This window comes from Hymenobacter jeollabukensis, from assembly GCF_005771675.1.
Taxonomy (GTDB): Bacteria; Bacteroidota; Bacteroidia; order Cytophagales; family Hymenobacteraceae; genus Solirubrum; species Solirubrum jeollabukense.
In genome coordinates this window covers 219,660-231,336 of record NZ_VAJM01000013.1, presented here as the reverse complement: position 1 = coordinate 231,336, position 11,677 = coordinate 219,660, and the positions used below count along the sequence as shown (strand labels likewise).

The following is an 11,677-nucleotide window of genomic DNA, read 5'->3' as shown; positions in this document are numbered from 1 at the left end:
TCTGCGCCCAACACCAGAAAAACCCGGCTATCTTCACTCGCGACCCGAACCACCTCACGCTGGGACTATACATCTAGGGCCTGTGGACAGTAAGCCAAAAGAACGTCATGCTGAGCCTGTCGAAGCATCTCTACCGCTTCGTTGAACGAGCCCAGACGAAAGCGGTAGAGATGCTTCGACAGGCTCAGCATGACGCGCTGGGGAGCACAGAACATCCTTTTTGGTTACTGTCCACAGACCCTAATAGGCACCAAAAAAGCCCGCTCTCGACCATGAGAGCGGGCTTTTTTGGTGCCAGGGTCGGTAGCCGAAGCCCTACTGCCGCGCCTGGGCGGCGCTTAATCGGGCTGCGCGACGGTGTAGCCGATGCGGACCGCAATCAGCAGGGTGCTGCCGCTGTTCTGGCTGAGGCGGACGCGCATGTTGTACTGATACAAATCGTTACGCACGCTGTGGGCGACAATGTTCTGGGTAGCGGTCTGCCAGCCGTTTCCCTCCGCGTTCAGGACTACCTGCTGGGCGTAGACGACGTTGATGCTGGTGCCGCTCAGTTGCTCGTGGGCCGTCAGCAGGGCCTGGGGGGCTACGCTGGTGCCGTCGTTGTCATAGGCTATCAGGCTGAGGCTGGTGATAGTGGCGCCCTGCGGCAGGCTCACGGGGGCCAGCAGGTAGCCGGGCTGCCCCGCCGTGCCGCCCTCCAGGTGGGTGTACAGCGCCGCCCCCGTCGAACTACCGAGGGTGACGGCCGACTCGTACCCCGGCGGGTTGGCCGATATGAAGGCCGAAACGGGCAGAGTGAGGTAGCGCGTCCGGGCGGCGTTGTAGCTGAAGTCGGTGGCGCGGGTGGTGCCCACCACGTCCAGGGCCTGCTGCGGGTCGTTGGTGCCGATGCCCACCCGGCCGCTGGGCCGCAGGCGCATGACTTCGGTATACGACTGCTGGCCGTAGCTGCCGCTGCCGCCGACGCCCACGCGCAGGGCCAGGCCGGTGTCGGCCCCGCCCGCGTTGACGACGGCCGTGGTGCCGTCGTGGCTGAAGTAGAGGTGGTCCCAGGCGGAGGCGTTGCGCAGGCCCAGGGTTTCAAGCACGTCGAGGGTGAGGGCGGGGCTGGGCAGGCCGATGCCCACCCGCCCGGTATAGTTCCACGACAGCACCGAGCGGCGGTTGCCGTCGAGGTTGGTACCCAGCACCCCGCCCGTGTAGCCGCAGAGCACCGGCCCGTCGATGTCCTGGCCCAGCCAGTTGCGGACGCTGGTGGCGTTGCCGTACCAGCCCAGGCCGTGGGCGACGTCGGAGCCGGACCGCAGGCGCAGCTCGTTGTCGTTGAGGGCCAGGTTCTGGGTGGCGGTGTGGTTGCCCAGGTTGTCGCCCGATTTGGTTTTATCCGGGATGTACACCCACTGCCCGCCCACGGCGTACCAGAAGCCCTTGCGGCCGTCGGTCTGGAAGACCATCAGCCCGTCGGGCGGCGTGCTGATGCCGGCGCGGCTGGCCGAGTCGAGGCGCGGGATGAGCAGGCCCTTGCCGGTGGCCTGGATGTCGAGGGCGGCCTTGGCGTCGGGCGTGGTGGTGCCGATGCCCACCGACTGCGCCCGGGCCCCTAGCGGGCCGATCAGCAGGCCATCCAGAGAATAAGCGTGTTGTATAAGCAATAATAGAGGTGGGCGCGGCTTGCCAAAACTACTGTTGATGCTGGCGTAAGTGCAAGCGGTACAAGCAGGAACGCCCGGGGCGGGCGCAGGGCACCGCTGCCTCAGGCGGAACCTAGCTCTCCGACCCAGGCCGCAGCCACTGCATGGCCCCGCCCTCGTCGCCGAACAGCTGCAGGCGGTAGGGGCGGGTGGCTTCCTGCCCGTAGGCCAGGGTGCGGCGCTGAAACTCGCTTTGCTCGTACACGGCCATGCGGGCGGGCGAAGCCAGCGTGGCAATGCGCAGCGGCGGGGCGCCCAGCGCGGCGGCGGCGCGCGGAAAGAAGTCGTGGGTGGTCCACTCAGCCAGCTCCGGGGCCAGGTCCTCGCGGCGGCGCACGTCGAGCAGCCAGCGGTGGGCCCGGTGCGCCACCGACGCGAGCAGCAGGGCCTCAAAATCGGCCTGCAGCTGGGCAAACGGGGCATCGGCGGGCCAGCGGGCCACGAGCACCTGCAGATCGGGGCGGTACTGAATGGAGCAGGAGGGCGGAAGCATAGGGCGGCAAGTTAGGTGCCCGGCGCGAAAGGCGGCCCGGGGGCGCGCCGCGTTTGGGGAAGCGCGGCCGGCGGGCGTAGCTTTGCGGCATTTGCCCCGGGGCGTATTCGGCCGGGCGCCCCGGTGACGGGCGTCGCCGGGCGAGGCCACCCGGCGGCCCTGCTTCCTGCCGTATTCCTCCGCTATGCTTCATCTTTTTACCCGCTACGTCGGCGCCCTGCTGGCCATCCTGCTGCTCACCGCCCGGCCCCTCGCGGCCCAGACCACCGCGCCCAACTGGCAGTGGGCCGCCCCCCTCGCCGACGGCGACGATACCTACCTCTCCGATGTGGCCCTGGACGCGGCCGGCAATACCTACGCCGTGGGCGACTTTCGGGGCACCATCACGCTGGGAAACGGCCCCACGCTCAGCAGCCACGGCAACACCGACGTGCTGCTGGTGAAGTACGGCCCCGGCGGCGCCCTGCTCTGGGCCCAGGCCCTGGGCGGCCCCAGCTCCGAAATCGGCTCAACGATTAAGGTCGACGCCCTGGGCAATGCCTACATCACCGGGCGCATCTCGGGGCCCGTCACCCTGGGCACCGCCACCCTCACGCCACTGCCGGGCACCGACGCCTTCCGGGCCAAGATAGACCCACAGGGCACCGTGCTCTGGGCCCGGGGCGGAGGCGGCAGCCTGACCCTTGATGCCGCCGGCCGGCTTTACGAGGCGGCCGGCTTCACGGGCACCATCACGCTGGGCGGCACCACGCTGGCCCTGCCGCCCGACCGCCGCGGCAACCCCGGCCGCGGCCTCTACCTGGCCTGCTACGACGCGCAGGGCCAGGCGCAGTGGGCCCGCGTGGCCGCCGTGCTCGACTCGGCCAGCAGCGTGTTGCCCGGCGCGGTGTGCGTGTCGGCGGCGGGCGTGTACGTGGCGGGCACCTTCACCGGTCAGCTGACCACGGAAACCCAGCGCCTGACGGCCCAGCGCCAGGACGTGTACGCCGTGCGCTACGACCTGCAGGGCAACTGGCTGAGCGCCCTGCGCGCCGGCGACGCGGGCCAGGAGGAGCTGTATACCGCCGCCACCGACGCGGCCGGCCACCTCTACCTCGGCGGCACGTTCCGGGCCAATACCACCTTCGGCAGCATCGGCATCACCGGCGTGCCCGATACCACCACCAGCTTCGTGGTGCAGTACGACGCGCAGGGCCAGGCCCAGTGGGCCGACGTGCTGCCCGAGCCCGCCACGCTGATGCGCCTGGCCACCGACGCCAGCGGCCGGCTCTACGGGGCGGCCTACTTCCGCGGTACCATCCACTGGGGCGGGCGGCAGGTGACCAGCTTGGGCGAAGACGACGCGCTGGTGTGCTGCTACTCGCCGCTGGGCACGCTGCAGTGGCTGCAGCGCGGCGGCGGCATCTACCACGACTACGCCAGCGCCCTGGCCGTGGACGCGGCCGGCAGCGTGCGCGTGGTGGGCTACTTCGGCGACGAGTACACTTTCGGCCCCAGCACCTTCAGCGGCGTGCCCGACGGCAACCCCGACGCCTTCGTGGCCCGCCTCGACGTGAACACCGCCCTGGCCGCCGCCCCGGCCCGCCCCGTAGCCCCGCTCACGCTGGCGCCCAACCCCGCCCACGCCGCCGTGCAGCTCGGCGGGGTGCCCGCCGGCAGCCGGGTGCAGCTCATCGACGCGCTGGGCCGCGTGGCGCGCGAAGCCACCGTGGCGGCCGGGGTGCCGCTGTCGGTGCGCGGGCTGCCGGCCGGACTCTACGCCGTGCGCGCCACCGACGCGCAGGGCCGCCGCTACGCCGGGCGGCTGCTGGTGCAGTAGGCGCGTACCCCGATTTCAGGGCAGAATGCCCGCGCCTTGCTGTTGGCAGTGGGGCGCGGGCATTTATTTTTCCCGCCGGCCGGGCAGAAACCGGCCACGGCGGGGGCAACTACGTACAGGCAATGGTCAAGAACACAGGCCGGCGGTAGCGCGTCGGGGCTGCGGACGGAGGGAGTGGGACACAACGCCGCGCAAGCGGCATAGTACGGAAGCGGTATGGGCAGTCAGTGGTCATATAAATACGCCTGCAGCCATCTGCAGCAGATGCTGGCGCGTGAAACGTGGCCGGCGGAAGATGCCGAACGGCTGCTGGAGCGCGCCCAGCTGGTTTTCCGCAGCCTGGGCACTTACCAGCCCACGTACCTGCGGCAGTACTTGACGGCCGCCCGCTCCCTGCGCTTCAACGCCTTTCTGCGCACGCCGCTACTGGCCGAGGTGGAGGTATTCAGCACTCCACCGGCGGCCGCTGCCCCGGCTACCGTGCACCTGAGCCTGCTCGAAGGCGACCAATACGTGTTGCAGCAGCAGCTGCTGCCCGGTGACATAGCCAGCCGCCTGGCCCAATACTACGCCGCGGCCTTGCCGCGCTAGGACTTCCTCTCCCGGTGAAAGTCGCCGCGGGCTTTTTCCCACGCTTAGCCCGATTCCCATGTCGCCGTTTCTGCCCGATACCAACCTCTCCCTGGCCGCCGCCCTGCTGGTCAGCCCCGTGCTCGACTATGCCCGCTGCCTCGACGCCAGCGGCCGCCCGCCCGACCACCAGGGCGACTGGCCCGAAGAAGGCCGCGTGTACCCCGTGCGCGTGGTGCAGAATGCCCATCGCGGCATCACGCTGGTGTACCTGCTGGGCCTGACGGCCCCGCCCCCGCACTACAATTCCTTCGCGCCCCACCGCTTCCGCATGGTCTGCTCGACCTGGCTTAACTAGGGCCACGGCCTGCCAGCCCCTGCAGCCAAAGACTCTTCCCGTTATTAGCCCATGAGCACTGCCCCCGAATTGACGGCCCGTTCGACCAAACTGGAAGAACATTTTCGCGACTACCAAGTCATCGTGGCCAACAGCCCTGGGCTGCAGCGCGGCCTGAGCTTCGAGGCTTACCTAGTTTACGCCACCGCCGAAATCCGCGACAAGCTGATGCGCGAGCAGCTGGAAAACGTGATTCACCTGCTTAACCGGCTGGACCGGTAACCCACAGGGCCTCGGCCCACCTGCCTCCAACTGCGCCGCCCGCGCCGGATGCCATATGGACATCCGGCGCGGGCGGCGCGGCTGTTGGGGGCCTCTGCCGTTTTACTTCGCCTCGACGGGGGCCTGCTGTACCAAGGTGCCGCTGAGCTGACGCAGCACCACTTCGGCCTGTTTGGCCAGGAAACGGGCGTCGAGCAGGCGGTTTTCGGCGTCGAGTTGGTTGCGCTGGGCTTCGCGCAACACCAGCGGCGTGAGCAGGCCGAGGCGGTAGCGCTCCAGTGTAATAGCCACGTTCTGGCGGGCCAGGCGGATGTTATCTTCTTCCAAGGCCAGGGTTTGCAGGCGGTTCTGGTACTGCAGAAAAGCCTGCTGCGCCTGCGAGGTGAGGTCCAGCTCCGTCTGCTGCAGCTGCAGCTGGCTTTGCTCGATGGCAATGCGGGCGTTTTGTTCCAGGCGGCGGCGGTTGAAGCCGTCGAAGATGGGCACCGAGGCCACCACGCCGTAGTTGAAACCCAGGGTACGGCCGGTGTTGGTCACCAGCGTGTTGCCGAAGAAGGCCGCGCCGTTCACGTTGCGGTTCAGGCCGTAGCCGCCCTGCACGCCCACCTGCGGAAAGCGGCTGGCCGTTACCAGGCGGCGGTCGTAGCCGGCCACGTCCACGCCCAGGCGGGCCTGCTGCAGCTGCGGGTTGCGCTGTAGGATGCCGGCCACCACTTCGTCCTTGCGCAGGTCCTGGCGCACCACGATGGAGTCGGAAGGGGCCAGGTCGGTTTCGGGGGCGCGGGCCAGCAGGTTGTTCAGGTTGACCTTGGCCGTGGCCAGCGCCTCCTGCTGTTGGATGAGCAGCGCCCGGTCGGCGTTGAAGTCGACCTGCGCGGTGAGCAGTTCTACTTTGGCAGCCACGCCCACGTCCACCTGGGCCTGGGTCAGATCGATGCGGGCCTGCCCAACCTTAAGCGCCTCCTCGAAGGCGCGGATGCGGCCCGACTCGCGCACCACCGTGTAGTACGCGTCGGTGATGCTGGCCACGGTCTGCTCCACGGTGTTGCGCGTCACCTGCTTCTGCTGGGCTTCCAGGGCGCGCAGTCGGTCGTAGGCAATGAACATGCCCAGGCCGTCGAACACCGTCCAGGTCAGCGCCACGTTGGTGTTAAACAGGTTGGAGCGGGCGCCCGACGCCACGCTCGGTTCGGGGCGCGACGAGGACTCCTGCCGCACGTTGTTCAGCGTGAAGGTGCGGGTGAGGTTGCCGTTGACGGTGGGCAGCTGCCCGGCGTTGCCGCGCGTGACGTTGTTGCTGGCAATCTGCTCGTCGCGCTGGGCAATGCGGATGCCGTAGTTGTTTTCCAGCCCGATGCGCACCGCCTCTTCCAGCGACAGGGCCGGGGCCGGGGCTACCGTTTGCGGTTTGTCGAGCTGGGCGCCGGGATTGGGCGTTCGGGGCGTGCCGGGCTGCTGGGCCGCCGCGGCCAGCGGCAGCAGCAGCGCCACGGTGGGCAGGAGAGAGCGGAACGAGGCTATGGGCGAGGGGAAAAGCATATGGAAAGCCTCACCCCCCGACCCCCTCTCCAGGGGGAGAGGGGGAGCCTGACGATTGGCTAGGGGCGGGGCGTCGGGTCCTGTCAGGTGAAAGCCTCTGTGGCAGAAGCAAAATAAAATTTAACGATTTCAGAACGCACCCCCTCTATTCTGGAGAGGGGGCCGGGGGGGAGGCCCTACGCCACGGCGTGCTTGCTGGTGTCCTCGGTGGGTTCCGGCTTGGCCTTGCCGTGCTTTTTCTTGGCCGTGGCGAAGTACGAGTACATTACCGGCACGATGTAGAGCGTGAGGCCGGTGGCAAACACCAGGCCGCCCACCACGCCGATGCCCATGGCGCGGCGGCTCAGGGCGCCGGCGCCGGTGGCAATGGCAATGGGCATGATGCCCAGGATGGCGCAGAGCGAGGTCATCAGGATGGGGCGGAAGCGGGTGGCGGCGGCTTCCACCAGCGCCTCCAGGTAGTGCACACCCTGCTCGGCCCGCTGGTTGGCAAACTCCACGATGAGGATACCGTTTTTGGTCACCAGACCGATGAGCATGATGATGCCAATCTGCGAGAAGATGTTCAGGGTCTGGTTGAAGTACCACAAACTCAGCAGGGCCCCGGCCAGGGCCAGCGGCACCGTCACCATGATGATGGCCGGGTCCTTGAAGCTCTCGAACTGGGCCGCCAGGGTAAGGTAAATCAGCAGCAGCGCCAAGCCGAAGGCGAAGACCAGCGAGGAGGAGCTTTCCTGGAAGTCGCGGGAGGTGCCGGCCAGCTCGGTGCTGTAGGTGTCGTCGAGCAGCTTGTCGGCAATGGCCTGCATGGCGGCAATACCGTCGCCCACCGTCTTGCCCTTGGCCAGGGAGGCCGAGAAGGTAGCGGCGTTGTAGCGGTTGAAGCGGTAGAGCTGCGGGGGCGTGCTGCTTTCCACCAGGCGCACCACGTTATCGAGCTGCACCTGCTCGCCGCGGTTGTTTTTCACCGAGAGCAGGCGCACGTCCAGCGGCTGGTTGCGGTCCTCGCGGGCCACCTGCCCGATGATCTGGTACTGCTTGCCCTCCCGCAGGAAGTAGCCGTAGCGCTGCCCCGAGAGGCCGGCCTGCAGCGTCTGCGAAATATCCTGCACCGATACGCCCAGCGTCTGCGCCTTGTCGCGGTCGATGATGATGCGCAGCTCGGGCTTGTTGAACTTCAGATTCACGTCGGCGAACTGGAAGGTCGGGTCGGCCTGCGCGGCGGCCAGAAACTTGGGCACGATGGTGCGCAGCTTCTCGAAGTCCTGGTTTTGCACCACGAACTGCACCGGCAGCCCGCCGCCGCCACCGCCACCACCGCCCCCGCCGCCGATGCTCTGGTCCTGCGACACCGAGGCGCGGGCGGCCGAAAACTTCTTCACCATGCCGCTGAGCTTGTCGGCCAGCTGCTGCTGGGTGACGTTGCGCTGGTCCGGGTCGGTGAGGAGCACGCGGGCAATGCCGGAGTTGGCGCCCGAGCCGGAGCCGGGCGAGGTCACGGCAAACACGCTGCTCATGGCCGCGCCGGTCGAGTCCATGGCGGCCTGCTGCATCTGCTGCATGTACTTGTCCATGAACTCAAACGAGGAGCCTTCCGGGGCCGTGGCGCTGATGTTCACGCGCGAGCGGTCCTCAATCGGGGCCAGCTCCGAGGGAATGGCCTTCACGAAGAAGAAAATGCCGCCCACAGTAGCCGCCACCATCAGCCAGGCCCAGATGCGGCGGCGCAGAAAGGCCTCCAGGCTGTGCTTGTAGCCGTTGGTCAGCGCCTCGAAGAAGGGCTCGGTCTTGCGGTAAAACCAGTTGTGCGTCTCGGTGCGCCGCAGCAGCCTGGACGACATCATCGGCGTCAAGGTCAACGACACGAAGGCTGAAATCAGCACCGAGCCGGCCACCACGATGCCAAACTCGCGGAACAAACGGCCCGTGATGCCCGACAGGAACACCACCGGCAGAAACACCGCTGCCAGCACCACCGTGGTGGAAACGATGGCGAAGAAGATTTCATTCGAGCCCTTGTGGGCCGCTTCCATGGGCTCCTCGCCGGCCTCGATGCGCGAATAGATGTTTTCGAGCACCACGATGGCGTCGTCGACCACCAGGCCGATGGCCAGCACGATGGCCAGGGTGGTGAGCACGTTCACCGAGAAGTCGAGCAGGTACATCACGAAGAAAATACCCACCAGCGACACCGGAATGGCCACCATCGGGATGATGGTGCTGCGCCAGTCGCGCAGGAAGAGGAAGATGATGACCACCACGAGCACGAAGGCCTCGAAGATGGTGTGCTTCACCTCGTTCAAGGACTTGCGCACGAACTGCGAGTTGTCGAAGCCCGGGGTGATTTTCAGATCCTTGGGCAGGTCGGTGCTCAATTGCTTGACGCGCTTGTTGAAGGCGTCGGCAATGTCAATCTGGTTGGAGCCCGGCTGCGGAATCACCGCCACGCCCACCTGCGGAATGCCGTTGACGCGAAACAGCGTCTGGTCGTTTTCGGGGTAGAGCTCGGCGTAGCCTATGTCGGAGAGGCGAATCAGCGAAGTGGAGTCGCGGCGCAGGATGAGGTTGTTGAAGTCGGCCTCGGTGGTGAGGCGGCCCATGGTGCGCAAGGTGAGCTGGGTGCTGCTGCCCTGCACCGAGCCGGAGGGCAGCTCCACGTTTTCGCGGGTCAGGGCCTGCTGCACCTCCGTCGGCGACACGCGCAGGGCGGTGAGCTTCACCGGGTCGAGCCAGAGGCGCATGGAGTAGCGCCGCTCGCCGAAGATGCGCACCTCCGACACGCCCGGAATCGTCTGAATGCGCTCCTTGAGCACGTTCACGGCGTAGTCGGTCAGCTCCAGCAGGCTGCGCCGATCGGAGCTGAGGTACACCATCATGATGGGCTGCGAGTCGGCGTTGGCCTTGGTGACGGTGGGCGGGTCCATGTCGCGCGGCAGGCGGCCCTGGGCGCTCGATACCTTGTCGCGCACGTCGTTGGCGGCCGTTTCCAGGTCGGCCTCCAGGTCAAACTCGACGGTGATGCTGGCCCGGCCGTCGCGCGAGGTCGAGGTCAGGTTCTTGATGCCGGCAATGCCGTTGATGCCTTCTTCCAGCGGCTCGGTCACCTGCGACTGAATCACGTCGGCCGAGGCGCCGGTGTACGAGCCCTGCACGGTGATGATGGGCGGGTCGACGCTGGGGTACTCGCGCACCGAGAGGTAGCGGTAGCCAATCACGCCGAAGAGCACGATGACCACGCTCATCACGATGGCCAATACGGGCCGGTCGATACTGGTGGAGGATATACTCATGTAATTAATAATTAAGAATTAGTAATTAATAATTGGGGCTTTGGTGCTACTGGCTCTCTTTGGAGGAGCGGATGATTGCCGTCAATACTTTCAACAACTCTTCGCAATCCTGCAGCAGCGAATCGGCCTGCTTGGCGGTGAGGTAGTTCGTGTCGCGAAGCAGGCGGAGCCAATAATGGGTTTCGCGTGCTTCCTTGTATGATATGCTGCATTTCGAAACAAAATCACGCCGGGACTGTCCACCCACGGCTTCTTCAATATTCGACCCAATGGCCGTTCCACTGCCCACAATCTGGTCCGCCAACCGTGGCGGACACCGTTCCCGCATCAAGTGCTGATACAAGCGAATGATGCGTACCGAAAACAAGTAGCTCTTTTCAAGAATAATATTTTCCTGCTTCATAGTTTAAAAGCCGATAGCAGCACAAGTATCAATTATTAATTACTAATTCTTAATTATTAATTCGAACCCTGTCGCCGGGCTTCACCTGCAGGATGCCGGTGCGCAGAATCGTGTCGCCCTGGGCCAGGCCGTCGGTAATCTGAATCACGCTTTCCGAGCGGATACCAATTTTCACCGGCTGCCGCTCGGCCTTGCCGCCCTTCACCTTATACACGATGTAGCCCGAGGCTTCCGGCGACACCGACTCGGTCGGAATCTGGATGGCCTCCTCCACCTGCCCGATCTGCAGGTTCACCCGCACGAAGGCGCCGGGACGCAGCTCCAGCTTGCCGTTGGGGTAGATGGCCCGCACCGAGAGGGTGCGCGAAGTCGGGTCGATCTGCGGGTTGATGGCGTAGACCTTGGCGTTGTACTTCTTATTCGAAGCTTCATCGAGCACCTGCACCTGGTCGCCCACCTTCACGGCCGAGGCGTAGCGGCCCGGCACGGCAAAGTCCACCTTCACCGGCGACACCCGCGACACGGTAGTGACGGGCGTATTCGGCGAGACGTAGGCCCCCACCGAGAGGGTGCGCAGTCCCACTACCCCGCTGAAGGGCGCCCGCACGTAGGCCTTGGCCAGTTGGGCCTGCAACAGGCGCAAATCGGCCTGGGCGGTGAGCAGGGCGTTGTTCGACTGCTCGTACTCCTGGGCGCTGATGTACTCCTTTTCAAGCAGGGTGCGCTGGCGCTTTTCCTGGTCGGAGTAGAGCTTGATGTTGTAGCGCAGCTTCTGCAGCTGGGCCTGAATTTCGTCGGCGTTGATGGTCAGCAGCAGCTGACCCTTGCTCACCGGCTGGCCCTCCTTAAAGTTCAGGCTGGTGATGCGCCCGTTGATTTCGCTGCGCACGGTCACCTGCTCGTCGGCCAGCACCGAGCCGGTAGCGGCCACCGCGTCGGTCAGCTTGGTGGGCTGCACCACGTACACCTGCACGGGCACCGGTCCGCCGCCGCCTTTGCCGCCTTTGGCACCCGCCCCGCCACCAGCGGCGCCTTTGCCCCCGCCGCCCTTGCCGCCTTCAGCCGATTGGGAGGGGAAATACTTGATCTTCACGAAGGCCAGCGCCGCCACCACCACCGCGGCCAGCAACCACCAGCGCCAGGCGCCGCCGCCGGAGCGGGGCTCGTCGGGCTCGGTTTCGTGGTGAACGTTCGGGGAGTCGGTTAGCGGCTCGGTTTGGGGCATGACGAGAGGATAAAAAACAAAACAGCCG

10 protein-coding genes are annotated in these 11,677 nt (G+C 66.2%); 4 read left to right on the top strand and 6 right to left on the bottom strand.

The window, feature by feature from the left end; translation table 11 throughout:
- Window positions 1–338: 338 nt before the first annotated feature.
- Window positions 339–1,652: a hypothetical protein gene (locus FDY95_RS21015; RefSeq protein ID WP_138080669.1), complete on the bottom strand. Its 1,314-nt coding sequence runs from the start codon at window positions 1,650–1,652 to the stop codon at window positions 339–341.
- Between the two features lie 112 nt (window positions 1,653–1,764).
- Window positions 1,765–2,184: a hypothetical protein gene (locus FDY95_RS21010; protein WP_138080667.1), complete on the bottom strand. Its 420-nt coding sequence runs from the start codon at window positions 2,182–2,184 to the stop codon at window positions 1,765–1,767.
- Between the two features lie 184 nt (window positions 2,185–2,368).
- Here FDY95_RS21010 and FDY95_RS21005 point away from each other — a divergent pair, with 184 nt between their 5' ends.
- The 4 genes from FDY95_RS21005 to FDY95_RS20990 all read left to right on the top strand — a co-directional run bounded on the left by FDY95_RS21005 (window position 2,369) and on the right by FDY95_RS20990 (window position 5,192).
- Window positions 2,369–4,003 carry a T9SS type A sorting domain-containing protein gene (locus FDY95_RS21005; RefSeq protein ID WP_138080665.1) on the top strand — a complete coding sequence of 545 codons (1,635 nt, stop codon included), beginning with the start codon at window positions 2,369–2,371 and terminating at the stop codon, window positions 4,001–4,003.
- 264 nt (window positions 4,004–4,267) lie between these two features.
- Complete coding sequence (locus FDY95_RS21000) at window positions 4,268–4,594, top strand: hypothetical protein (protein ID WP_138080662.1); 327 nt, start codon at window positions 4,268–4,270, stop codon at window positions 4,592–4,594.
- A gap of 58 nt (window positions 4,595–4,652) precedes the next feature.
- Entirely contained in the window at window positions 4,653–4,931 is a 279-nt protein-coding gene (locus FDY95_RS20995; RefSeq protein WP_138080660.1) for a hypothetical protein, read from the top strand.
- A gap of 51 nt (window positions 4,932–4,982) precedes the next feature.
- Window positions 4,983–5,192, top strand: coding sequence for a hypothetical protein (locus tag FDY95_RS20990; RefSeq protein WP_138080658.1), 210 nt, complete (start codon window positions 4,983–4,985; stop codon window positions 5,190–5,192).
- Between the two features lie 102 nt (window positions 5,193–5,294).
- Here FDY95_RS20990 and FDY95_RS20985 read toward each other — a convergent pair whose 3' ends face one another.
- From FDY95_RS20985 to FDY95_RS20970, 4 genes are all read right to left on the bottom strand, one after another.
- Window positions 5,295–6,731 (bottom strand): TolC family protein, encoded by a 1,437-nt coding sequence (locus FDY95_RS20985; protein WP_138080656.1) that lies wholly within the window; start codon window positions 6,729–6,731, stop codon window positions 5,295–5,297.
- Between the two features lie 176 nt (window positions 6,732–6,907).
- Window positions 6,908–10,021, bottom strand: a complete 3,114-nt coding sequence (locus FDY95_RS20980; RefSeq protein WP_138080654.1) for an efflux RND transporter permease subunit — start codon at window positions 10,019–10,021, stop codon at window positions 6,908–6,910.
- Window positions 10,022–10,067: 46 nt separating this feature from the next.
- On the bottom strand, window positions 10,068–10,424 hold the full coding sequence (locus FDY95_RS20975) for a four helix bundle protein (protein ID WP_138080652.1): 357 nt from the start codon (window positions 10,422–10,424) through the stop codon (window positions 10,068–10,070).
- A 49-nt stretch (window positions 10,425–10,473) separates the two neighbouring features.
- Complete coding sequence (locus FDY95_RS20970) at window positions 10,474–11,649, bottom strand: efflux RND transporter periplasmic adaptor subunit (protein ID WP_138080650.1); 1,176 nt, start codon at window positions 11,647–11,649, stop codon at window positions 10,474–10,476.
- Between the last annotated feature and the right edge of the window lie 28 nt (window positions 11,650–11,677).